The sequence below is a fragment of the Enterobacter sp. BIDMC 27 genome (assembly GCF_000534415.1).
Lineage (GTDB): Bacteria > Pseudomonadota > Gammaproteobacteria > Enterobacterales > Enterobacteriaceae > Enterobacter > Enterobacter hormaechei_C.
Genome location: NZ_KI973178.1, coordinates 1,164,444 through 1,186,740 on the forward strand (window position 1 = coordinate 1,164,444; position 22,297 = coordinate 1,186,740).

Below are 22,297 nucleotides of genomic sequence, written 5' to 3' on the forward strand. Positions count from 1 at the left end.
TCCATGGCATTGCTAACTTCTGCCGATAAGGCGTTGTGGCGTCTTGCGCTACCGATGATTTTTTCCAATATTACCGTTCCTCTGCTGGGGCTGGTGGATACGGCGGTTATCGGGCATCTCGATTCGCCGATTTATCTTGGCGGCGTCGCGATCGGCGCAACGGCGACCAGCTTCCTCTTTATGCTGCTGCTTTTTCTGCGCATGAGTACGACAGGCCTGACGGCCCAGGCGTATGGTGCAAAAGATCCCCTGCGTCTGGCGCGTGCGCTGGTTCAGCCGCTCATTCTGGCATTCGGTGCCGGCGCGTTAATCGTTCTGTTGCGTACGCCGCTGATTGATCTTGCGCTCCATATTGTAGGCGGCAGCGATGCCGTACTGGAACAGGCCCGGCGGTTCCTCGAAATTCGCTGGCTCAGCGCGCCCGCTTCACTGGCAAACCTGGTCCTGCTGGGCTGGCTGCTGGGCGTGCAGTACGCCCGCGCGCCGGTGATCCTGCTGGTGGTGGGCAACCTGCTTAACATTGTGCTCGATCTCTGGCTGGTGATGGGGCTGCACATGAACGTCCGGGGCGCGGCGCTGGCCACGGCGATTGCCGAGTACGGTACGCTGCTGATCGGTTTGGGGATGGTCTGGCGCGTGCTGGCGATGCGCGGTATCACCCTGGATCTGCTGAAATCGGCCTGGCGCGGCAACATTCGAAAGCTGCTGGCGCTTAATCGCGACATCATGCTCCGTTCGCTTCTGCTGCAACTCTGCTTTGGTGCATTAACCGTTTTTGGTGCGCGTCTTGGGCCTGAGATCGTTGCCGTCAACGCAGTGCTTATGACATTACTGACCTTTACCGCTTACGCGCTGGATGGTTTTGCTTACGCCGTGGAGGCGCATTCAGGGCAGGCCTATGGCGCGCGTGAAAGCGGCCAGTTACGTGAAGTCTGGAGTGCTGCCTGTCGTCAGGCGGGCCTGGTGGCGCTGGTCTTTGCTCTGGTATACGCCTGTTTTGGTGGGCATATTGTCGCGTTACTCACCTCGTTGCCCGCGCTACGTGAGCTGGCAGATCGCTACATCCTCTGGCAGGTAGTATTACCGGTGGTGGGCGTGTGGTGCTATTTGCTGGACGGCATGTTTATTGGTGCGACGCGAGGGGCGGAGATGCGCAACAGCATGGCCGTCGCGGCGGCGGGGTTCGGCCTGACGCTGCTAACCCTGCCGTATCTCGGCAATCATGGCCTGTGGCTGGCGCTGGCGGTGTTTCTCTCACTGCGTGGCCTTTCGCTGGCCGTTATCTGGCATCGTCACTGGCGAAACAATACCTGGTTTCCAGCCCCGCACGATATATCGTAACGGTTAAAGATTCCGAATATAAAAACAACTGCCGAATCCTTAACTACAATAATAATCACGTCCAGCAGAAAAGAACGAAGCGGACGATACTCATAGACGCTTAACACGAGGACACGATTATGAATAAAGACGAAATCGGCGGCAACTGGAAGCAATTCAAAGGTAAAGCGAAAGAACAGTGGGGTAAGCTGACAGATGACGATATGACCGTCATTGAAGGTAAGCGCGATCAGCTGGTAGGCAAAATCCAGGAGCGCTACGGTTACGAAAAAGATCAGGCGGAAAATGAAGTCAAAGACTGGGAAACCCGTAACGACTACCGCTGGTAACCGGCACTATCCCCAAGGGCGGCCCTGAGCCGCCTTTTTCTTTGGCTTTAACGCGGCTTTTTCTTCACCAGGATAGAGTGATCGTGCTGACAGGCATCCTGATGGCTGCATGACTCCACCTCCACGCAGGCAGAACATAAGCCGTGGGCTTCAATCACGTTATGGCGCAGCGCAAAGCCCATTCTGGCTGCCAGCGTATGCATAATATCTTCCACACCTTCCGCACACTCTTCCTTCACCACACCACAGCGATCGCAGATAAACATGGCGGACGTGTGAGTTGGCTGGTCAAAAAGATGGCACAGCACATAGCTGTTTGTTGATTCCACTTTATGCACAAACCCTTGCTCCAGCAGAAAATCCAGCGCCCGATAAACGGTCGGCGGTTTTGCCTGCGGCTCGCTTTCACGCAGCAGATCGAGCAGATCGTAGGCGCTGATGGCGCCCTGTTGCAGGCTCATCAGACGCAGTACCTCAAGGCGCTGCGGGGTCAGGCGCACATTGCGTTGCGCGCACAGCTTTTCAGCTTGCGCTAACAGCTCTTTTGTGGACTTGTCCATCGGGCACCTCGGATATGGTAAGGGGTGAAAACATTCACTTTATCATGTTCTGCTAAAAACACCGAGATCCGCCAGGCTGTGCTATACCTGACGCATCGCAAATCAGGAGATCGCAAAATGAAAAGACCTGACTGTATTCGGCACTGGCGGGACGTGGAAGGCGCCGATGACGCAACGTATCCTGACAGTAACGAACGTTTTTCTGTTGGCGCGCCGCTGGCCCGCAGGCTGGGTCTCGGCCGCATTGGTATTCACCATGAACGGCTGCCACCCGGACGCCGTACGTCTTATCCGCATGCGGAAAGCGACGAAGAGGAGTTTGTTTACGTTCTGGAGGGTTACCCTGAGGCCTGGATCAATGGCTATTTATGGAAGCTCAAACCCGGAGACAGCGTGGGATTTCCAGCCGGGACGGGCGTGTGTCATACCTTTATCAACAATACCGATGAAGAGGTGCGCTTACTGGTGGTGGGTGAGGCCAATAAAAAACATAACCGCATCTACTATCCGCTCAATCCGGTGTATGCCGCGACGCGCGAAGACCGCTGGGTCGACCATCCGCCTCAGTTTTTTGGGCCGCACGATGGAAAACCTGGGCGAAAATAATTTCCTCTTCTATAAATATTGATGGTCGTCACATATTACAACAGGCCGGGATGGAATTTAACTTAAGGAAATAGCGGGTCTTTTTGCACTTATTCACAGCAATAGTTCGTTCCTGTTTGGGTGATAACAGACAGGGTTAACTAATAACAAACTATTTACGAGCACACTGTGAAAAAACATTTTAAATTTTCGATGGTTAGCATCGCTGTCTCCTTTTTTATGGCAAATCAGGCGGGAGCAGCCAATACCTGGACGGAAGCGCGTAGCGACGCAATGGGCGGAACGGGTGTCGCGGCAGGGAGCTATGGCAGCGGGGCGTTAATCAACCCCGCGTTACTGGCAAAATCTAAGCCCGAGGATGATGTGACGGTTATTTTGCCGTCCGTTGGCGTGCAGGTGACCGATGAAGACAATCTTCAGGACGAGATTGATACCATTAACGACAAAATCAATCATTACAAGGATGTGGTTGATAGTCTGACCCCCATTGAAGTTATCACCAATCCATTAGGTTCGATCAATCAGTTCCAGGGCGCAGCGAAAGATCTCGCTGATGAACTGGACTACCTGAAAGGCAAGACCGCACACGCCACCGCAGGGGCGGGGATTGCCGTCAGTATCCCTAACGATATTCTTTCCGTGGCCTTTATGGCAAAAGGCTATGCCCATGGCCGGGTCAGCTCTTCAATCGATCAGCAGGACATTGATTATCTGCGCGGTATACAACGAAGCGATGCGGTGGCTGCCGGTGTGGCGCTGGATGCCGCGCTAAACGGTACCGATCAGATCACCAAAAACCTTAACTCTACGGCGTCTGGTCGGGCGGCGATTGTGTCCGACTACGGTATTGCGGTGGCCCGTCAGTTCGATCTTGGCGGCGTTCCGGTTTCCGTTGGCGTCACGCCGAAGTTGCAAAAAACCTGGCTCTATAACTACACCACCTCAATCTACGATTACGACAGTAATAAGTGGAACGACAGCCGCTACCGTACCGACGACACTGGCTTCAACGTCGATGCCGGTATTGCTGCTGATTTCGGTGAAAACTGGACGGTCGGCGTGAGCGGGCAAAACCTGATGTCGCGCGATATCGATACCAAAGATATCCGCATTCGCAACGGGCGTACGGGAGAGGTGGTGAGTTATAAAGACACTTATCAGATCCGTCCGCTGGTCACTGCCGGGGCCGCCTGGCACAACGATCTGGTCACGCTGACCGCAGACGGCGATCTGACCGAAACCAAGGGCTTTAAAAGCGAAGACGCCTCCCAGTACGTTGGCGTTGGTGCCGAAGTCACGCCACTGAGCTGGCTGGCAGTACGCGCCGGTTATCGTGCGGATATGAAAGGGAACGACAGCAACGTCTTTACCGGCGGTGTCGGTTTCGCGCCGTTCAACTCCGTCCACGTTGACCTGATGGGGCTTTATGGCGAAGACGAGACCTGGGGCGCAGGGGCACAGTTGAGCATGACGTTCTAAAGTACACCGGAGGCGCTGCGCCTCCGGCTTTTCTTTGTGCTATAGTAGCGCCCCTTTTCCACCAGATGCTTAAAACTTCGCCATGTCGTCAGAATTCCAGACCGCTTTCCCTGCACACCGTTTCTCCATTGCGCCAATGCTCGACTGGACGGACAGACACTGCCGCTATTTCCTGCGCCAGCTCTCCCGCCATACGCTGCTGTACACCGAAATGGTCACTACCGGCGCAATTATTCACGGCAAGGGCGATTATCTGGCGTACAGCGAAGAGGAGCATCCGGTTGCGCTGCAACTGGGTGGCAGCGATCCGGCTGCGCTGGCGCAGTGCGCGAAGATGGCTGAAGAACGCGGCTATGACGAGATTAACCTCAACGTCGGTTGCCCGTCCGACCGTGTGCAAAACGGTATGTTCGGCGCGTGTCTGATGGGTAATGCACATCTGGTGGCGGACTGTATCAAAGCGATGCGCGACGTCGTCTCTATCCCGGTCACGGTCAAAACTCGTATCGGCATAGACGACCAGGACAGCTACGAGTTCCTGTGTGATTTCATCAACACCGTATCAGGGAAGGGTGAATGCGAGATGTTTATCATCCACGCCCGTAAAGCCTGGCTCTCTGGCCTCAGCCCGAAAGAAAACCGCGAGATCCCGCCGCTGGACTACCCGCGCGTGTACCAGCTAAAACGCGACTTCCCGCACCTGACCATGTCGATCAACGGCGGTATTACGTCGCTGGACGAGGCCAAAGCGCATCTCGAACATATGGATGGCGTGATGGTCGGACGCGAGGCGTATCAGAATCCGGGCATTCTGGCGACGGTTGACCGGGAAATCTTTGGCGTTGACGGTGCTGACACCGATCCCGTGGCAGTAGTGCGCGCCATGTATCCGTACATTGAGCGCGAGCTGAGTCATGGTACGTATCTGGGCCACATTACCCGCCATATGCTTGGCCTGTTCCAGGGCATTCCTGGCGCGCGCCAGTGGCGTCGTTATCTCAGCGAGAACGCGCATAAGGCCGGTGCGGATATTGAGGTCCTGGAACACGCGCTGCGTCTGGTTGCGGATAAACGTTAAATTTCGCTAAAAGATGGTCAAATACGCCACGCCCTGCAACACATTGCGGGGCGTTTTGCTTTCAGAACAAAGACTTATTTTTGGCATGTTTCTTGTAACGATCGCAGCATCATTCGGGAACTCGTGGGAGAGCACCATGCTGGAACTACTTTTTGTGATTGGCTTCTTTATCATGCTGATGGTCACGGGCGTATCGCTGCTCGGTATCCTGGCCGCGCTCGTCGTGGCCACGGTGGTGATGTTTGTTGGCGGTTTATTTGCCCTGACGATTAAACTCTTGCCGTGGTTACTTCTGGCGATTGCGGTGGTATGGGCGATACGGGCGATTAAATCACCAAAACTGCCCACTTATCAGCGTAATAACCGCTTCCGTTACTAAGGTATTGAGGTGTACGTCACATACCTGCAACTTTTCCGGCAGCAATCCTTAGAACAGAATAGGATTTACTTATCGAATCTGTCACTATGGCTGCCGCTAAAGAATTCATCGAGCTGTACCCTACATACAGCCGAACTAAAAAAAGAAAGGGCTTCCCACGGGAAGCCCAATTTCTTTTTATGGCTCAGGGAATTAACAGACTTGATCCCTGCGTTGCCCGGCTCTCCAGCACCTCATGCGCGCGCTGCGCATCGGTCAGCGGATATTTCTGCGCCTCTGCCACATCCACTTTAATTACCCCACTGGCGATCAGCGAGAACAGCTCGTTGCTGGCTTCCTCAAGTTCTTCCCGGTTGGTGATGTAACCTTGCAGGGAAGGGCGAGTGACATATAGCGACCCTTTCTGATTCAGAATGCCCAGGTTGACGCCGGTGACTGCCCCGGAGGCGTTTCCGAAGCTCACCATCAGCCCGCGACGTTGCAGGCAGTCCAGCGAAGATTCCCAGGTGTCTTTCCCCACCGAGTCATACACCACGCGGACCTTTTTGCCGCCAGTGATCTCTTTCAGCCGCTCAACGATGCTCTCTTCCCGGTAGTTGATCACCTGCCATGCGCCCGCGTCCAGCGCGCGCTGCGCTTTTTGCGCGCTGCCTGTGGTGCCGATCAGCTTCGCGCCCAGGGCTTTCGCCCACTGGCAGGCAATCAGCCCCACGCCACCTGCGGCTGCGTGAAACAGGAATTGCTCGTCAGGCTTAATTTCGTAGGTTTTGCGCAGCAGATAATAGACCGTCAGCCCTTTCAGGAATGAGGCGGCAGCCTGCTCGAAGCTGATCGCATTTGGCAGAAGCGCCGCTTTCTCGGCCGGAACGTTATGGATGGAGCTGTAAGCGCCCAGCGCCGACTGCGCGTACACCACGCGATCGCCTTCCTTAATGTGCTTCACCGCGCTGCCCACTTTGCTGACGATACCGGCCGCCTCGGTGCCCAGTCCGCTCGGCATCGACGGAGGCGGATAGAGGCCGCCGCGAATATAGGTATCGATGTAGTTAATGCCGATCGCTTTGTTTTCCACCTGGATTTCGTTCTCGCCAGGCGCAGCGGGGGTAAATTCCACCGCTTTGAGTACGTCAGGGCCACCATGCTTGTGAAATTCAATACGTGTTGCCATGCTTCCTCCAGAATGTGGTAATCTTTCGACCCACTCTTTATCTCGGTAACTCCATTCACTATGGCAGGAAACAAACCCTTCAACAAACAGACTGAACCTCGTGAGCGTGATTATCAGGTCGCCGGGTTAAAAGTCCCGCCGCACTCGATTGAAGCGGAACAGTCGGTGTTGGGCGGTTTAATGCTGGATAACGAACGCTGGGACGACGTCGCCGAGCGCGTTGTCGCGGAAGACTTCTATACCCGCCCGCACCGCCACATCTTTACGGAAATGGCGCGTTTGCAGGAGTCGGGCAGCCCTATCGACCTGATTACGCTCGCAGAATCGCTGGAGCGTCTGGGACAGCTCGACAGCGTCGGCGGATTTGCCTATCTGGCAGAACTGTCAAAAAACACGCCAAGTGCCGCGAACATCAGCGCTTACGCTGATATCGTTCGTGAACGTGCCGTTGTCCGCGAGATGATCTCGGTGGCGAATGAGATCGCCGAGGCCGGTTTCGATCCCCAGGGGCGCACCAGCGAAGATCTGCTCGACCTGGCGGAATCCCGCGTCTTTAAAATCGCCGAAAGCCGTGCGAACAAAGACGAAGGCCCAAAAAATATCGCCGACGTGCTCGACGCCACGGTTGCGCGTATTGAGCAGCTTTTCCAGCAGCCGCACGATGGCGTGACGGGGGTGAACACCGGTTATGACGATCTCAACAAGAAAACGGCAGGTCTTCAGCCATCGGATTTGATTATCGTCGCGGCGCGTCCGTCGATGGGTAAAACGACATTTGCGATGAACCTCGTCGAAAACGCGGCGATGTTGCAGGATAAGCCGGTGCTTATCTTCAGTCTTGAGATGCCCTCTGAACAGATCATGATGCGTTCTCTGGCGTCCCTGTCGCGCGTGGATCAGACCCGCATCCGTACCGGCCAGCTGGACGATGAGGACTGGGCGCGCATCTCGGGCACCATGGGGATTTTGCTGGAAAAACGGAACATCTATATCGATGACTCCTCCGGCCTGACGCCGACGGAAGTGCGCTCCCGCGCGCGCCGTATCGCCCGTGAACACGGTGGTATCGGCCTCATCATGATCGACTACCTTCAGCTGATGCGCGTTCCGTCGCTTTCCGACAACCGTACGCTGGAGATTGCCGAGATTTCCCGCTCGCTCAAGGCGTTAGCCAAAGAGCTGCACGTGCCGGTGGTGGCGCTATCGCAGCTTAACCGCTCTCTGGAACAACGTGCAGACAAGCGCCCGGTCAACTCCGACCTGCGTGAATCCGGCTCCATCGAGCAGGATGCCGACTTAATCATGTTCATCTACCGTGATGAGGTTTATCACGAGAACAGCGATCTGAAAGGGATCGCCGAAATTATTATTGGTAAGCAACGTAACGGCCCCATCGGTACGGTACGTCTGACCTTTAACGGCCAGTGGTCGCGTTTCGACAACTATGCCGGTCCTCAATATGATGATGAGTAATTTCTAAGGAATTCAAATGCAAGCGGCAACTGTTGTTATTAACCGCCGCGCTCTGCGACACAACCTGCAACGTCTGCGAGAACTGGCGCCCGCCAGTAAGCTCGTTGCAGTCGTGAAAGCGAACGCTTACGGACACGGTCTTCTTGAGACCGCGCGAACGCTCCCCGATGCCGACGCTTTTGGCGTCGCCCGTCTCGAAGAAGCTCTCCGCCTGCGCGCAGGTGGAATTACGCAACCGATACTGCTCCTGGAAGGCTTTTTTGAAGCCTCGGACCTGCCGACCATTGCCGATCAGCACCTGCACACGGCGGTGCATAACGAAGAACAGCTGGCCGCGCTGGAAACGGCTGAACTGAGCGAGCCGGTCACCGTCTGGATGAAGCTCGACACGGGCATGCACCGTCTGGGCGTGCGGCCGGAAAGCGCGGAGGCGTTTTATCAGCGTCTGAGTCAGTGCAAAAATGTGCGTCAGCCAGTGAATATCGTCAGCCACTTTGCCCGCGCCGATGAGCCTGAATGCGGCGCAACGGAACAGCAGCTTGATATCTTCAACACCTTCTGCGAAGGCAAACCGGGGATGCGCTCCATTGCGGCGTCCGGCGGGATCCTGCTATGGCCGCAGTCGCACTTCGACTGGGCGCGTCCGGGCATCATTCTTTATGGCGTTTCGCCGCTGGAGAACAAACCCTGGGGTCCGGACTTTGGCTTTAAGCCGGTTATGTCGCTGGTTTCAAAGCTGATTGCCGTGCGTGAGCACAAAGCGGGAGAGCCGGTGGGTTACGGCGGCACCTGGACCAGCGAGCACGACACGCGTCTTGGCGTGGTGGCGATGGGCTACGGCGACGGCTATCCCCGCGCCGCGCCAACTGGGACGCCGGTGCTGGTCAATGGACGCGAAGTCAAGATTGTCGGTCGCGTGGCGATGGACATGATTTGTGTTGATCTTGGGCCCGACGCGCAGGATAAAGCGGGGGACGATGCGGTGATGTGGGGTGAAGGCCTGCCGGTAGAGCGTATTGCTGAAATAACAAAAGTGAGTGCTTACGAACTTATCACGCGCCTTACTTCAAGGGTCGCAATGAAATACGTCGACTAAGCATGAGCGGGATGCGATGCATCCCGCTTCTGTTAACATCCCCTCGATCTTCTTCCGCTTCCGGTTTATTGTTGAATGCCCTGCCTCATAATAATCCGGAGAACATCGCGTGTTTCAGAAAGTAGACGCCTACGCCGGCGACCCTATCCTCTCCTTGATGGAGCGTTTCAAAGAAGATCCTCGCAGCGACAAAGTGAACCTCAGCATTGGTCTTTACTACAACGAAGACGGCATCATTCCTCAGTTGAAAGCCGTTGCCGAAGCTGAAGCGCGTCTGAACGCAACCCCGCACGGTGCTTCGCTTTATCTGCCGATGGAAGGATTAAACACCTACCGCAACACTATCGCGCCGTTGCTGTTTGGTGCGGACCACGCGGTGCTCGCGCAAAAGCGCGTGGCGACTATCCAGACGCTGGGTGGCTCGGGTGCGCTGAAGGTAGGCGCAGATTTCCTGAAAAAGTACTTCCCGGATTCCGGCGTGTGGGTCAGCGACCCGACGTGGGAAAACCACGTTGCGATCTTCGAGGGCGCGGGCTTTAAGGTGGCGACCTATCCGTGGTTCGACAGCGAAACCAACGGCGTGCGCGTTGATGCGCTGCTGGAAAAACTGAACACCCTGCCGGAGCGCAGTATCGTATTGCTGCATCCGTGCTGCCATAACCCGACCGGTGCGGACCTCACCAATGCCCAGTGGGATGCGGTGATCGAGATACTGAAGGCGCGTAACCTGATCCCGTTCCTCGACATCGCCTATCAGGGCTTTGGCGCGGGCATGGAGGAAGACGCCTACGCCATTCGCGCGATTGCCAGCGCGGGGCTTCCCGCTCTGGTCAGCAACTCGTTCTCAAAAATCTTCTCCCTGTACGGCGAGCGCGTTGGCGGCCTGTCCGTGGTGTGTGAAGACGCCGAAGCCGCGGGACGCGTACTCGGTCAGCTGAAAGCGACGGTCCGCCGGATCTACTCCAGCCCGCCGAACTTTGGTGCGCAGGTGGTGGCGACAGTTCTCGGTGACGAAACGCTGAAAGCGTCCTGGCTTGCGGAAGTGGAAGCGATGCGTAAGCGCATCCTGTCGATGCGTCAGGAGCTGGTTAACGTCCTGAAAGAGGCCGTGCCTGGGCATAACTTTGATTATCTTCTCAAGCAACGCGGGATGTTCAGCTACACCGGACTGAGCGCAGCGCAGGTCGATCGCCTGCGCGAAGAGTTCGGTGTCTACCTGATCGCCAGCGGCCGTATGTGCGTGGCGGGTCTGAATGCCAGCAACGTCCAGCGCGTGGCGCAGGCGTTTGCATCCGTAATGTAAGCATTCACTTACTTGCATACTGTATGTAGGCCGGGTAAGGCGTAGCCGCCACCCGGCTTTTTTGTTCGCGCCGGTGCCAGTCATTGCCCGGTGGCGCTTCGCTTCCCGGACCTACACGTTTCTTCTGCGCTTTGTGATCGTCTTCTTTTTATTCAGCTCCATAAGTAAAAACTCCTTTCCTTCCCCTACCGCTGGGGTTATGGTCGGATAGTTTTTTGACCATCCGCTCAAAATAAAAAGATAACAAACTGAATATTCAGGGGAAAATATGCGCAAGATCACACTGGCGCTCAGCGCCGCCTGCTTATTGTTCTCGCTTAATAGCGCCGTTGTTGCACGGGCTTCTGCACCCACGCCGCTTTACACCGGCACTACCGCCGCCATTCTTGCCGAACAGGCTCCCATTCACTGGGTTTCAGTGGCACAAATCGAAAATAGCCTGACGGGTCGCCCGCCGATAGCCGTGGGCTTCGATATTGACGATACCGTTCTCTTCTCCAGCCCCGGTTTCTGGCGCGGTAAAAAAACGTACTCCCCGGACAGCGAAGCCTATCTGAAAAACCCGGAATTCTGGGAAAAGATGAACAACGGCTGGGATGAGTTCAGTATCCCGAAAGAGGTTGCCCGCGCGCTGATCGCCATGCACGTAAAGCGCGGCGACAGCATTTACTTCGTGACCGGACGTAGCCAGACCAAAACCGAAACCGTCTCGAAAACGCTACAGGATGATTTCCTGATCCCGGCGGCCAGCATGAACCCGGTCATTTTTGCCGGGGACCAGGAAGGGCAAAACACCAAAACCCAGTGGCTGGAAAAGAAAAATATCAAAGTGTTCTACGGGGATTCAGATAATGACATCACCGCGGCGCAAGACGTGGGAGCCAGAGGCATCAGGGTGTTACGCGCCTCGAACTCCACCTACCGACCGTTGCCGATGGCCGGAAAATTTGGTGAAGAGGTGATTGTTAACTCTGAATACTGATGTATTAACGGCGGGGTGAATGCTTTTTTAAGCAAATCTCGCTGCGCGGGTTTTACCTTTCGCTTTCTTGCTGCACACTTAGAAAGATTCACCATTTCATAATGGAGCAGCACATGTGGTATCAACAGACCCTGACCTTAAGCGCAAAACCACGCGGATTTCACCTTGTGACGGACGAAGTCATCGGGCAAATCCGCGACCTGTCGCGCGTCAAAACGGGTTTACTGCATCTGCTGCTTCAGCACACGTCCGCCTCTCTCACGCTTAATGAAAATTGCGATCCCACCGTCCGGTCCGACATGGAGCACCATTTTCTGAAGAGCGTCCCGGATAACGCGCCTTATGAGCATGACTATGAGGGGGCGGACGATATGCCTTCGCATATTAAATCCTCCCTGCTGGGCGTCTCGCTGATGCTGCCGGTCCACAACGGACGGCTACAGCTGGGAACGTGGCAGGGGATCTGGCTGGGAGAACATCGCATTCACGGTGGTTCGCGTAAAATTATCGCAACGCTACAAGGGGAATAAAGATGACAATTTCGGAGATACTTCAGTACTGCATGAGCAAGCCGGGTGCGGAACAAAGCGTTCACAGCGACTGGAAAGCCACGCAGATCAAAGTGGGGGATGTGCTGTTCGCGATGGTGAAAGAGGTGGATGCGCGGCCTGCGGCATCACTGAAAACCAGTCCGGAACTGGCCGACTTACTGCGCCAGCAGCACGATGATGTCAGGCCAAGTAAGCATCTGAATAAAGCGCACTGGAGTACGGTGTTTCTCGACGGCTCGCTGCCAGATTCGCAAATTTACTACCTGGTGGATGCGTCGTATCTACAGGCGGTAGAACTGCTGCCGGAAACGATCCGACAGCAGCTCTCCGTGTGACGATTACAGCAACGGTTTGAGGAAGCGCGCGGTGTGCGAGGCTTCGCACTCTGCAACGGTCTCTGGCGTACCGGAGACGAGGATTTCACCGCCGCCGCTGCCGCCTTCCGGGCCGAGATCGACAATCCAGTCAGCGGTTTTAATCACGTCCAGGTTGTGCTCAATCACCACGATGGTGTTGCCCTGATCGCGCAGCTGGTGCAGCACGTCCAGCAGCTGCTGGATATCCGCAAAGTGCAGGCCGGTGGTCGGCTCATCCAGAATATACAACGTCTGACCGGTACCGCGTTTGGACAGCTCACGCGCCAGCTTCACGCGCTGCGCTTCACCGCCGGACAGCGTTGTCGCTGACTGCCCCAGACGAATATAGGTCAGACCCACATCCATGAGGGTTTGCAGCTTACGCGCCAGCGCAGGGACGGCGTCAAAGAACTCGCGCGCCTCTTCGATGGTCATATCCAGCACTTCGTGGATGGTCTTGCCTTTGTACTTAATCTCCAGCGTTTCGCGGTTATAACGCTTACCTTTGCACTGGTCGCACGGCACGTAGATATCCGGCAGGAAGTGCATCTCAACCTTGATTACGCCGTCGCCCTGGCACGCTTCACAGCGGCCGCCGCGCACGTTAAAGCTGAAACGGCCTGGCGTATAGCCGCGTGAACGCGCTTCCGGCACGCCGGCAAAGAGTTCACGTACGGGCGTAAAGACGCCGGTATAGGTCGCCGGGTTGGAACGCGGCGTACGGCCAATCGGGCTCTGATCGATGTCGATAACCTTGTCGAAATGCTCCAGCCCCTGAATGTCGCGGTATGGCGCAGGCTCGGCCAGCGTCGCGCCGTTCAGCGCCGTCTGCGCAATCGGGAACAGCGTATCGTTGATCAGCGTCGATTTACCGGAACCGGACACGCCGGTGATGCAGGTAAACAGCCCGACAGGCAGCGTCAGGGTCACGTCCTTCAGGTTGTTGCCGCGCGCGCCGGTCAGCTTCAGCACTTTTTCTGGGTTCGCCGCCACGCGCTGTTTCGGCACTTCAATTTTGCGCTTGCCGCTCATGTACTGGCCGGTCAGCGACTCGGGCACCGCCATGATGTCTTTCAGCGTCCCTTCCGCGACCACCTGGCCGCCGTGTACGCCTGCGCCCGGGCCGATGTCGATCACGTGGTCCGCGGCGCGGATCGCATCTTCGTCGTGCTCGACCACGATTACCGTGTTGCCGAGGTTACGCAGGTGAACCAGCGTGCCGAGCAGGCGTTCGTTGTCGCGCTGGTGCAGGCCGATAGACGGCTCATCCAGCACGTACATCACGCCGACTAAGCCCGCGCCAATCTGGCTCGCCAGACGGATACGCTGGGCTTCACCGCCGGACAGCGTTTCAGCCGAGCGGGAAAGCGTCAGGTAGTTCAGACCGACGTTCACGAGGAACTTGAGGCGATCGCCGATCTCTTTCAGCACTTTTTCAGCGATTTTCGCGCGCTGACCGGAGAGCTTCAGGTTGTTGAAGAAGTCCATCGCGTGGCCGATGCTCATGTCTGAGATGGTCGGCAGCGCCGTGTTTTCGACAAACACGTGACGCGCTTCGCGACGCAGACGTGTACCCTCGCAGGTGGCGCAGGAGCGGTTGCTGATGAACTTCGCCAGCTCCTCACGCACCGCGCTGGATTCGGTCTCTTTGTAGCGGCGCTCCATGTTGTGCAACACCCCTTCGAACGGGTGGCGACGCACGGAAGTGTCACCGCGATCGTTCATGTACTTGAACTCAATATTCTCTTTGCCGGAACCGAACAGGATCACTTTATGTACGTTCGCGCTCAGGCTGGCCCACGGGGCTTCAACGTCGAACTTATAGTGCTCAGCCAGCGATTTCAGCATCTGGAAGTAGTAAAAATTACGCTTATCCCAGCCGCGAATAGCGCCACCCGCCAGCGACAGTTCCGGGTTTTGGATCACACGGTCCGGGTCGAAATACTGCTGAACGCCCAGGCCGTCACAGGTCGGGCACGCGCCCGCCGGGTTGTTGAACGAGAACAGGCGCGGTTCCAGCTCGCGCATGCTGTAGCCGCAAATCGGGCAGGCAAAGTTGGCGGAGAAGAGCAGCTCTTCCGCTTTCGGGTCGTCCATATCGGAGACCACGGCCGTGCCGCCAGAGAGTTCCAGCGCCGTTTCAAAGGACTCCGCCAGACGCGTCGCCAGATCTTCACGTACCTTAAAGCGGTCAATCACCACTTCGATGGTGTGTTTCTTTTGCAGCTCCAGCTTTGGCGGATCGGACAGGTCACACACTTCGCCGTCGATACGGGCGCGGATATAGCCCTGGCTTGCCAGGTTCTCCAGCGTTTTGGTGTGCTCGCCCTTACGCTCTTTAATGATCGGCGCCAGCAGCATCAGGCGTTTGCCTTCCGGCTGCGACAGTACGTTATCCACCATCTGGCTGACGGTCTGGGCCGCCAGCGGGACGTCGTGGTCCGGGCAGCGCGGCTCGCCCACGCGCGCATACAGCAGACGCAGGTAGTCGTGAATTTCAGTAATTGTACCGACCGTTGAACGCGGGTTATGCGAGGTAGACTTCTGCTCAATAGAGATAGCAGGTGATAACCCTTCAATATGATCGACATCCGGTTTTTCCATCAGCGACAGGAACTGACGCGCGTACGCCGAGAGCGATTCAACGTAACGACGCTGTCCTTCGGCATACAAAGTGTCGAAAGCCAGTGAGGATTTGCCAGACCCCGAAAGCCCGGTCACGACGATGAGTTTGTCGCGAGGGATTATGAGGTTGATATTCTTGAGATTATGGGTGCGGGCGCCCCGAACTTCGATCTTATCCATTCACCTTTCCCGGTTGGAACACGGATTGCCTGATTTGTTTGAAGGACAAACGGCTGTCAGAAACGGCTAATTATGACACAAAATGACCTGTTTGAATATACAGTATTGGAATGCATTTTCTGATTCACTGTGTAACAATGTCGAGTTCGCGGGAGAACTCTGGAACGTGCTACGCAACTATCAAAGTGCAGCATGGAAATGGTACACTCGCGCGTTTACACTATTAAGAAACGTATTCAGGAGACACGAACATGGCCAGCAGAGGCGTAAACAAGGTGATTCTCGTCGGTAATCTGGGCCAGGACCCGGAAGTACGCTACATGCCGAGTGGTGGCGCAGTTGCCAACATTACGCTGGCTACTTCCGAATCCTGGCGTGATAAAGCGACCGGAGAAATGAAAGAGCAGACCGAATGGCACCGCGTTGTGCTGTTTGGCAAACTGGCCGAAGTGGCCGGTGAGTATCTGCGTAAAGGTTCTCAGGTCTATATCGAAGGCCAGCTGCGTACCCGCAAATGGACCGACCAATCCGGCGCTGAGAAGTACACCACGGAAGTGGTGGTGAATGTGGGCGGCACCATGCAAATGCTGGGTGGCCGTCAGGGCGGTGGCGCACCGGCAGGTGGCGGTCAGAATCAGCAGCAGGGTGGTTGGGGTCAGCCTCAGCAGCCTCAGGGCGGCAACCAGTTCAGCGGTGGCGCGCAGTCCCGTCCGCAGCAGCAGTCTGCTCCGGCACCGTCTAACGAACCGCCAATGGATTTCGACGACGATATCCCGTTCTGATATCCAGACGCGTGAAAAACAAAAAACCCAGACAGTGTCTGGGTTTTTTTATAACAGGCTATCAGGTAATCACCATCGGCCAGTCTGGCGGAGTGTGGCTCATGGCTTCAACCATCACCACTTTAATGTTTTCCCAGACGGCGGCAATGTCTACCAGCGTAATGCCAAGCAAACCTGTCGCGAACCAGCATGCGGCGCCCAACCCTAACAGGGTGCTAATCACAGCAAGACCTGCGTAGTCGGACTTTCGAAACTGAATGTTTAACGTGCTGGCCAGGAACATCAAAACCGCGCTCAACAACGGCCAGCGCAGGAGCACCATGCTGGTGGTAATGGTTGCCATAAAACCCATCCTCGACAAAACAGACGAACTGGAATGAAACAATGTTTCTCGTTACATAAGATGTGTGAACTATATCACATTTGCTGTTTTATTCGCCAGTATCCGCGTGAGGTAAAAGTGGGATTATTGCCGGGGAAAATATATCGTCGTCGCTCAGAACGACGTCTGGTCGGAATTTTTATTTTTATTTCATCCAGATAGTAAAACCTTTGCAAAACGCCATCGGCTGTATAGCGTTTACAGCAGTATATCTATGGATTATGCTTGTGTGGAACAATAAATGTACCCGCAAAAATAATTCATCGCATTGAATTAATTGACTTTTTTGGATTTTGTATTCTTTGTTTTACACTCGGCATGCTCTTTGATTTCGTGGTCTTATTCTTTTATTCAGATATGAATTATTGCGGTTGCTCTCTCGATTAATGACCTGCGAAAAGATAATGAAAGAAAAAAGACGCGAGATTATTAACGACAGCATGCAGGCGCTGCATGCCCTGGCGAAGCTGATGCCGCAACTCAACGCGCAGTGTTCGCCGGTTGAAATGCTGGAAATTATCAACAGCGCACTGGGGGCAAATCTCTCATGGGTCAGTGTCGAATCCGCAGACGGGCCGCGCGTGGTTTGTGCCGGCGACGTGACGTGTCACGCCTTTAACGTGGCGGATTTTCTTGCCAGCACCCTGTTGCAGCGGCATCACCGCGCCTGGCGGGTGATCTACTGGAAAGAGCATATTGGCCGGGCGGTATTTTCCCCTCAGCACCCAGGCTATGCGCGGCTGCAAAGCGGCGTGCTGTGTAAATTCTCAGCGCATGGCAGACAGTGCAGTGGTTATTTCTTTTTGGCTTTTAATGAAAAACTGACCTCGTTGCCGATATTGAAAAATATCGTGGTGGTATTGGTTGAGAAGCTAAAAGATTATTTTGATGACATCATCGTGCGGGAAAAAACGGCGCAGGAAATGCAGCGCGTCGTCACGCAATATAAAACCTTATTTGAGCGTGCTCCGGTATTAATGAACGCCTTTGACAGGCATAACCGGTGTGTATTGTGGAATGCCGAATGCGAAAAAGTCTTTGGCTGGAGTATGACTGAAATCGGCGAGCATCCCGATCCGCTGGCCCTGTTTTACCCGGATCCTGAGGAGCGACAGCGCGTGCAGGAGTCGGTTCGTTTCGCACCACTTAAGGATATGTACGAATGGCACCCGGTGCGTAAAGACGGGACGCAGTTAACCATTCTCTGGTCAAACATCCTTTTGCCGGATAACTCCATTCTCAACATTGGCCTGGATATCACCGAACGTAAAAAAGCAGAACAGCAGCTGACCGTCAAAGCCACCACGGACGATCTGACGGGCTGTCTGAATCGCTCGACAATCTTACAGCGTCTCAAAATAGCGCTGGCAGCCAGTTCGCCGCAGGATGTCAGTAGCCACTTCTGTCTCCTGATGTTCGATCTCGATTATTTCAAGCAGATCAACGATCGGTGGGGACATCAGGTTGGCGATGCGGCATTGATCCACTTTTGCGACCGTATTCGCGAGGTGAGCCCGGCCGGGTCGGCGCTGGGACGGGTGGGGGGCGAAGAGTTTGTTCTTCTGCTGGCGCACACGGATGGTATGGCCGCTACGTTGCTCTCTTCCCGGCTGCGTGCCGCGCTGATCTCAAAACCGCTGCGTGTGGGCGATAAAACGCTGGTACTCTCTTTCAGCGCCGGGGTGGTTGAAGTCTGTCAGGGGCAACGGGATACTTCTGCCATACTGATGCGTGCCGATAAGGCATTATATGACGCCAAGCGTACGGGAAGAGGAAAAACGGTCCTGGCGTCTGATTATTTATAAATCAGCATAAGAACAAAGAGCAGGCTATTTCAGCCAGCGAATTTTCCACACCTGTCGCGGGTAATTATTTTCCTTATCAGAAACGAAATGAATACTTTTAGTTTGGCTTACGGGAAAATATTATCGGCATCACGAATTTTAGGATTTTTAATACCAAAAGTCAGTTGCTAACTTCCCATGATTCATGCAACGTAATCACCTGTTTATCAAAGCAGCCGGTCTTCATTGCTACAGGCGTACAACATGCAGGGATACAGAGCGGGAAATGAATCGTAGCGCGCTGCGCAACATGCTCAAAGTGGTCGGGATTATCATGGTAGTTATGCTGCCGGTGATGCTTGCGCTATGGTTTGCCCAGCTTAGAGCCGTGTCGGAAATCAGCGCCCAGCTGCGCACGTTTGCTGAACTTGCTTTAAACAAAACTGAACGGGTTATTCAACAGGTTGATCTGGCCCGGGAAGACGCGGAAAAATATCAGGGAAAAGTGTGTACGCCGGAGCATCGTCAATATATGTTGAACGTTTCCCGCGGTCGTCTTTTTGTTGCCGATTTAATTTATGCTGAAGGCCAGGCGTTTCTCTGCTCGACCCTTTTTACGCCGGATCATCCTTACACCATTCCCGCTGCCAATTACACACGTAAACCCGACGTTGCTATCTATTATTTTCGCGATACGCCATTTTTTGATGGTTATAAAATGATATATATGCAGCGCGGAAATTATGTCGCAGTGGTCAACCCGCTTTCGTACAGTGAGGTGATGTCAGACGATCGTTCCCTGTCGTGGGGGGTGTATGACACCGTCAGCAATGCATTCTTTTCTGTAAGCCAGAAAGCCAATATTTCTTTATTGCATTCGATGCTTCGACATCAGGAAACGACTTTTCAGAAAGGTGACCGTTTTTATACGATCGTGAAATCCGGGCAGCGGCCGATTGCGGCCATCGTTTCAACCTCCAGCGCCCGTTTTTATAAAACGCTTTATCATCAGGCTACCCTGACGCTACCGCTGGGGATAATTTGCAGCATTATTATTCTGCTGGTGTGGTCGCGTACACACCGTGAATTCAATTCGCCTGGCCGACTTCTGCACCGGGCGCTGAATAAACGCCAGCTGTGCGTCCATTATCAGCCCATTATTGATATTAAAAATAACCAGTGCGTGGGGGCAGAGGCGTTGTTGCGCTGGCCTGGATTCAACGGTCAGGTTATGAGCCCGGCGGAATTTATTCCCCTGGCAGAAAAAGAGGGGATGATTGAGCGCATTACGGATTACGTCGTGGAGGAGGTGTTCAGCGATCTGGGCCATTTTCTTGCCGCTCATCCCGATCTGTATGTCTCGATTAACCTGTCGGCGTCGGATTTTCACTCTTCGCGTCTTATCGCCCTGATCTCCGACAAAGCCCGCTTTTACTCGGTTCGCGCGCAGCAAATCAAAATTGAGGTGACGGAGCGGGGGTTTATTGACGTGCCGAAAACCACGCCGGTCATTCAGGCGTTTCGCCAGGCGGGGTATGAAGTGGCGATTGATGATTTCGGAACCGGCTACTCTAACCTGCATAACCTCTATTCGCTGAACGTCGATATCCTGAAAATCGACAAATCCTTTATCGATACCTTAACCACCAACAGCACCAGCCACCTGATTGCCGAGCACATCATTGAGATGGCGCAAAGCCTGCGGCTGAAAACCATTGCGGAAGGGGTCGAGACGGGGGAGCAGGTGAGCTGGTTGCTGAAGCGTGGCGTGCAGTATTGTCAGGGATGGCACTTCGCGAAAGCGATGCCGCCCCAGGCATTTATGGCCTGGCAGCAGCAACCCTTGCGTTAACACGCATTAATTGAGCTGATGACGGTAGTCGCTCGGCGTACGGTCAAACTCGCGGCGGAAGACGCGGGAAAAGGTCTGCTGCGACACATAGCCCAGATCCATTGCGATATCAAAAATGGGCCGCTGCGTGGAGCGTAACGCCTGCGCCGCCAGCAGGAGCCTGCGCTGGCGAATGTAATCACCCAGCGTTTGATGCATTACGGTGCGGAACATTCTCTGTAAATACCATTTCGAATAGCCCGACTTCTTAGCGACCACATCAATGTTCAACGGCTGGTCGATATGTTCATCAATCCATTCAATAAGTGTCTGAATAATTTGCTGATGCGACATAAGGTTACCCCTCTGTGGAGACATCTGTCCTGGTTGATTCGTCGTTTTCTCTGCGGGGGAGTATAATTCCTCAAGTTAACTTGAGGTAAAGAGGTTTTATGGAAAAGAGATTACCGCGCATCAAAGCGCTGTTAACCCCCGGTGAAGTGGCTAAGCGAAGCGGTGTGGCGGTGTCGGCACTCCACTTCTATGAAAGCAAAGGGTTAATAAAAAGTATCCGTAACGCCGGAAACCAACGGCGCTACACCCGCGATGTGCTCCGCTACGTGGCGATCATCAAAATTGCGCAACGTATCGGCATTCCTCTGGCCACCATCGGTGACGCGTTCGGCGTATTGCCGGAAGGGCACTCGCTGAGCGCGAAGGAGTGGAAGCAGCTGTCGTCCCAGTGGCGAGAAGAGCTGGATCGTCGTATTCACACGCTGGTGGCCCTGCGCGATGAGCTGGACGGCTGCATTGGTTGCGGGTGTTTATCACGCAGCGATTGTCCGCTACGTAACCCGGGTGACAGGCTGGGCGAGCAGGGAACAGGGGCGCGGTTGCTGGAGGAGGATTGAGAGGTGTTTGCCGGATGGCGCTTCGCTTACCCGGCCTACGCTCTCGGTTTTGCAGGTCGGGTAAGGCGCAGCCGCCACCCGGCAACAAGCATAAAGAACTAAAGCGCCACTAAGGGCGCTTTAGTTTTTTCCGGTCTTTGTCTTTCTCTCTATCCCGCTGGCTCACGGGAGGGTTTCCCCCGACATCAGTACCCCTCGTGTCGAGCTTGTGGAGGAGGTTCCGGTTTGTACTGACACTTTAATTCTATGCCCGGCCGCCGTTTTTGCCACCGGAGACGGTGAGATTTTAGCCAAATTTTTTTCGTGAAGTTGTTCAGTTTTCTATAGTTAAAAAGTATGAATCACCGGAGAACATCATGCTAACGGTCCACCACCTTAATCAGTCTCGTTCACATCGCGTCCTCTGGGCGCTGGAAGAGCTGGGTCTGACGTATGAGATTGTGCGCTACCAGCGCGAAAAATCCATGCTTGCACCTGATTCGCTCAAAAAAGTGCATCCGCTGGGGAAATCCCCGGTACTGGAAGATAACGGGCTGGTGCTGGCCGAATCAGGCGCGATTCTGGAATATCTTCAGGAAACGTACGATTCGGCGTCACGATTCAAACCGTTAGATCCCGCCCATAAAGTGCAGTATCGCTTCTGGCTGCATTACGCCGAAGGGTCTTTGATGCCGCTACTGTTAATGAAGCTGGTGTTTAACAGCCTCGGCAAACCACCCGTCCCGTTTGGCCTGCGCACGCTGGGTAAGGCGCTGGGGCAGGGGGTGCAAAAAGCGTATCTCAACCGCCAGCTGGAAACGCATGCGCGCTTTATTAACGATCATCTTGCCGAAAACAGCTGGTTTGCCGGCGACACGCTGACCATGGCTGATATCCAGATGAGTTTTCCCCTCTTCGCCCTGCTGGCGAGAGGCGGCATCGACAATCTCGACCACACAGAGGCGTGGAAACAGAGAGTGGAGGCACGTCCGGGCTGGCAGACAACGCTTGCGAAAGGCGGCCCGCTGACAATCCCCGGCGAGGGATGAAATGTAACGAAATTGCGCATGGACGATAACGTTTGCGCATCCTCTGCTTAATTCTTCATCGTCATGAGGCAAT

The 22,297-nt window shown here is 54.9% G+C and carries 22 protein-coding genes; 17 read left to right on the forward strand and 5 right to left on the reverse strand.

The features are described from left to right. The first annotated feature begins 3 nt into the window (after positions 1-3). The gene (gene dinF, locus L463_RS17000) at positions 4-1,341 is read left to right on the forward strand and encodes an MATE family efflux transporter DinF (RefSeq protein ID WP_032103676.1); all 1,338 of its coding nucleotides are present in this window, start codon (positions 4-6) and stop codon (positions 1,339-1,341) included. 119 nt (positions 1,342-1,460) lie between these two features. Beyond that, a complete protein-coding gene (locus tag L463_RS16995) occupies positions 1,461-1,670 on the forward strand; it encodes a CsbD family protein (RefSeq protein ID WP_003860314.1) in 210 nt (69 codons plus the stop codon). Positions 1,671-1,717: 47 nt separating this feature from the next. Here L463_RS16995 and zur read toward each other — a convergent pair whose 3' ends face one another. Further along, positions 1,718-2,230 carry a zinc uptake transcriptional repressor Zur gene (zur, locus tag L463_RS16990; RefSeq protein WP_032103677.1) on the reverse strand — a complete coding sequence of 171 codons (513 nt, stop codon included), beginning with the start codon at positions 2,228-2,230 and terminating at the stop codon, positions 1,718-1,720. Positions 2,231-2,347: 117 nt separating this feature from the next. On the opposite strand from zur, the gene L463_RS16985 reads away from it, so the two are divergent. The 4 genes from L463_RS16985 to pspG all read left to right on the forward strand — a co-directional run bounded on the left by L463_RS16985 (position 2,348) and on the right by pspG (position 5,772). Further along, positions 2,348-2,836 (forward strand): cupin domain-containing protein, encoded by a 489-nt coding sequence (locus tag L463_RS16985; RefSeq protein WP_032103679.1) that lies wholly within the window; start codon positions 2,348-2,350, stop codon positions 2,834-2,836. Between the two features lie 192 nt (positions 2,837-3,028). Then, complete coding sequence (traF, locus tag L463_RS16980) at positions 3,029-4,315, forward strand: conjugal transfer protein TraF (RefSeq protein ID WP_198923550.1); 1,287 nt, start codon at positions 3,029-3,031, stop codon at positions 4,313-4,315. 82 nt (positions 4,316-4,397) lie between these two features. Further along, positions 4,398-5,393: a tRNA dihydrouridine(20/20a) synthase DusA gene (gene dusA, locus L463_RS16975; RefSeq protein ID WP_032103683.1), complete on the forward strand. Its 996-nt coding sequence runs from the start codon at positions 4,398-4,400 to the stop codon at positions 5,391-5,393. 136 nt (positions 5,394-5,529) lie between these two features. Then, on the forward strand, positions 5,530-5,772 hold the full coding sequence (gene pspG / locus L463_RS16970) for an envelope stress response protein PspG (RefSeq protein WP_017382623.1): 243 nt from the start codon (positions 5,530-5,532) through the stop codon (positions 5,770-5,772). A gap of 184 nt (positions 5,773-5,956) precedes the next feature. Here the strand turns inward: pspG and L463_RS16965 are convergent, their stop codons facing one another. After that, positions 5,957-6,940 carry a quinone oxidoreductase gene (locus tag L463_RS16965; RefSeq protein ID WP_015570182.1) on the reverse strand — a complete coding sequence of 328 codons (984 nt, stop codon included), beginning with the start codon at positions 6,938-6,940 and terminating at the stop codon, positions 5,957-5,959. 60 nt (positions 6,941-7,000) lie between these two features. Between L463_RS16965 and dnaB the strand changes: the two genes are divergently transcribed. The 6 genes from dnaB to L463_RS16935 all read left to right on the forward strand — a co-directional run bounded on the left by dnaB (position 7,001) and on the right by L463_RS16935 (position 12,680). Next, positions 7,001-8,413 (forward strand): replicative DNA helicase, encoded by a 1,413-nt coding sequence (dnaB, locus tag L463_RS16960; protein ID WP_003860298.1) that lies wholly within the window; start codon positions 7,001-7,003, stop codon positions 8,411-8,413. A 16-nt stretch (positions 8,414-8,429) separates the two neighbouring features. Further along, on the forward strand, positions 8,430-9,509 hold the full coding sequence (gene alr, locus L463_RS16955; protein WP_015570183.1) for an alanine racemase: 1,080 nt from the start codon (positions 8,430-8,432) through the stop codon (positions 9,507-9,509). A gap of 109 nt (positions 9,510-9,618) precedes the next feature. Next, a complete protein-coding gene (gene tyrB / locus L463_RS16950) occupies positions 9,619-10,812 on the forward strand; it encodes an aromatic amino acid transaminase (protein ID WP_017382625.1) in 1,194 nt (397 codons plus the stop codon). 268 nt (positions 10,813-11,080) lie between these two features. Further along, positions 11,081-11,794, forward strand: coding sequence for an acid phosphatase AphA (aphA, locus tag L463_RS16945; protein ID WP_017382626.1), 714 nt, complete (start codon positions 11,081-11,083; stop codon positions 11,792-11,794). 113 nt (positions 11,795-11,907) lie between these two features. Continuing rightward, positions 11,908-12,324 (forward strand): secondary thiamine-phosphate synthase enzyme YjbQ, encoded by a 417-nt coding sequence (locus tag L463_RS16940; protein ID WP_017382627.1) that lies wholly within the window; start codon positions 11,908-11,910, stop codon positions 12,322-12,324. Positions 12,325-12,326: 2 nt separating this feature from the next. Then, positions 12,327-12,680, forward strand: coding sequence for an MmcQ/YjbR family DNA-binding protein (locus L463_RS16935; protein ID WP_017382628.1), 354 nt, complete (start codon positions 12,327-12,329; stop codon positions 12,678-12,680). A 3-nt stretch (positions 12,681-12,683) separates the two neighbouring features. On the opposite strand, the gene uvrA is transcribed toward L463_RS16935, so the two are convergent. Next, on the reverse strand, positions 12,684-15,506 hold the full coding sequence (gene uvrA, locus L463_RS16930; RefSeq protein ID WP_015570187.1) for an excinuclease ABC subunit UvrA: 2,823 nt from the start codon (positions 15,504-15,506) through the stop codon (positions 12,684-12,686). Between the two features lie 251 nt (positions 15,507-15,757). On the opposite strand from uvrA, the gene ssb1 reads away from it, so the two are divergent. Then, the gene (gene ssb1 / locus L463_RS16925) at positions 15,758-16,288 is read left to right on the forward strand and encodes a single-stranded DNA-binding protein SSB1 (protein ID WP_006177466.1); all 531 of its coding nucleotides are present in this window, start codon (positions 15,758-15,760) and stop codon (positions 16,286-16,288) included. 61 nt (positions 16,289-16,349) lie between these two features. On the opposite strand, the gene L463_RS16920 is transcribed toward ssb1, so the two are convergent. Continuing rightward, the gene (locus L463_RS16920; RefSeq protein WP_003860282.1) at positions 16,350-16,631 is read right to left on the reverse strand and encodes a YjcB family protein; all 282 of its coding nucleotides are present in this window, start codon (positions 16,629-16,631) and stop codon (positions 16,350-16,352) included. A gap of 443 nt (positions 16,632-17,074) precedes the next feature. Between L463_RS16920 and L463_RS16915 the strand changes: the two genes are divergently transcribed. Both L463_RS16915 and L463_RS16910 read left to right on the forward strand, forming a co-directional pair. Further along, the gene (locus L463_RS16915; protein ID WP_032103688.1) at positions 17,075-18,475 is read left to right on the forward strand and encodes a sensor domain-containing diguanylate cyclase; all 1,401 of its coding nucleotides are present in this window, start codon (positions 17,075-17,077) and stop codon (positions 18,473-18,475) included. A 265-nt stretch (positions 18,476-18,740) separates the two neighbouring features. Further along, complete coding sequence (locus L463_RS16910) at positions 18,741-20,306, forward strand: EAL domain-containing protein (RefSeq protein WP_032103689.1); 1,566 nt, start codon at positions 18,741-18,743, stop codon at positions 20,304-20,306. Between the two features lie 6 nt (positions 20,307-20,312). Here the strand turns inward: L463_RS16910 and soxS are convergent, their stop codons facing one another. Beyond that, positions 20,313-20,639: a superoxide response transcriptional regulator SoxS gene (gene soxS, locus L463_RS16905; protein WP_003860277.1), complete on the reverse strand. Its 327-nt coding sequence runs from the start codon at positions 20,637-20,639 to the stop codon at positions 20,313-20,315. Positions 20,640-20,737: 98 nt separating this feature from the next. Between soxS and soxR the strand changes: the two genes are divergently transcribed. Then, positions 20,738-21,196 carry a redox-sensitive transcriptional activator SoxR gene (soxR, locus tag L463_RS16900; protein ID WP_003860275.1) on the forward strand — a complete coding sequence of 153 codons (459 nt, stop codon included), beginning with the start codon at positions 20,738-20,740 and terminating at the stop codon, positions 21,194-21,196. A gap of 356 nt (positions 21,197-21,552) precedes the next feature. After that, the gene (locus L463_RS16895; protein WP_032103690.1) at positions 21,553-22,224 is read left to right on the forward strand and encodes a glutathione S-transferase family protein; all 672 of its coding nucleotides are present in this window, start codon (positions 21,553-21,555) and stop codon (positions 22,222-22,224) included. The last annotated feature ends 73 nt before the right edge of the window (positions 22,225-22,297 follow it).